A 1,241-nucleotide genomic window follows, 5' to 3' on the forward strand; every position below is an offset into this window, starting at 1 on the left:
CTTGAAGCCAACATACCTAAGCCGATCAGGGCACCGAGTAATGCCGCCATTGGAAAGAACATTTCGATATCACGCGGCACACTGAGTAACACAAAGTACAACGCATGAGTGAGGTCGTACACACCTCGCCCTACTTTACGTAGCTGTTCTACATATTTGATGATGCCCGATAAGCCAACAAACGTCGCTAAAACCAAGGCAGTGGTAGAGATGATGGTTCTACCGATGTAAAGGTCTAAGATTTTGAACACAGCTTACGCGAGCCTCTTCTTGCGGAATTTGTCTTTTATTCGTCTAGCAGCAACGCTGTCCATCATATTCGCCATGATAGCAACAATCAGCAACATCGCATTGATTGGCCACATACCAATAGCAGCCGGGATGTCACCATCTTCTAATGCAGATTTGGTTGCACTGATCGCCAAGAAATACGCTAGATAGATCAGAATCGCAGGCCCCATTTTGGCAAACCGTCCCTGACGCGGATTCACCGCAGACAAAGGAATAACGAGCATTGTTAAGAGTGGAATACACACAAATAACGAAATTCGCCATTGTAGCTCCGCTTGCGCCTCTGGATCTGGGTGACCTATCAAGTCAACCGTTGGGTATGCTTCCCAGTCTCGCCCTTTCTTTTTGACCTCACGTTGGCCGATAACACCTTCGTATTCATCGAATTTCGTGATCATATATTCAACGCGAGTAGGCACACCTTCATAACGCGTACCTTCTTTCATAGTGATGATCTGACGACCGTCCGAAAGCTCTTTTACTTCACCAGAAGATGAGAACATCACACTCGGTAACACCGAATCTCGAGGGCGCATCTGCGCAACAAAAACGTTGCTCAAGGTATTGTCTTTAATGTCATCGATGAACACAACCGATGAACCGTCTGGTGTACCTTGGAACTGACCTTTTTTAAGTAGGTCAACGCTGTTTTCTGACGCTACCTGCTCATAAAGCTGCTCAACGCGGTCTTGAGACCACGGCGATAGCCACAACGCATTGAAAGCCGCCACCGCTGAAGTAATCAACGCTAGGTATAAGGCCGCTTGAACCAAGAATTTATTACCAATACCTGTCGCGTTCATTACGACAATTTCGCTCTCTGCATACAGACGACCAAATGTGATCAATATACCGATATACAGACTTAAAGGCAGCATTAACAGACCCATTGCTGGCATGTTCAAACCAACAATCGAGAAAATCAATCCAGCAGGAATATCCCCATCAGA

General features: G+C 46.3%; 2 protein-coding genes. Both read right to left on the reverse strand.

Going from position 1 to position 1,241, the window contains the following annotated elements:
* Window positions 1–251 (reverse strand): LptF/LptG family permease (locus IQR33_RS32165; protein ID WP_322631748.1); only part of this gene is annotated, 251 nt, incomplete at its 3' end.
* Between the two features lie 3 nt (window positions 252–254).
* Window positions 255–1,241 (reverse strand): LPS export ABC transporter permease LptF (gene lptF / locus IQR33_RS02890; protein ID WP_193843506.1); only part of this gene is annotated, 987 nt, incomplete at its 5' end.

The sequence above is a fragment of the Vibrio sp. OPT46 genome (genome assembly GCF_015163535.1).
In the GTDB taxonomy this organism is placed as follows: Bacteria; Pseudomonadota; Gammaproteobacteria; order Enterobacterales; family Vibrionaceae; genus Vibrio; species Vibrio alginolyticus.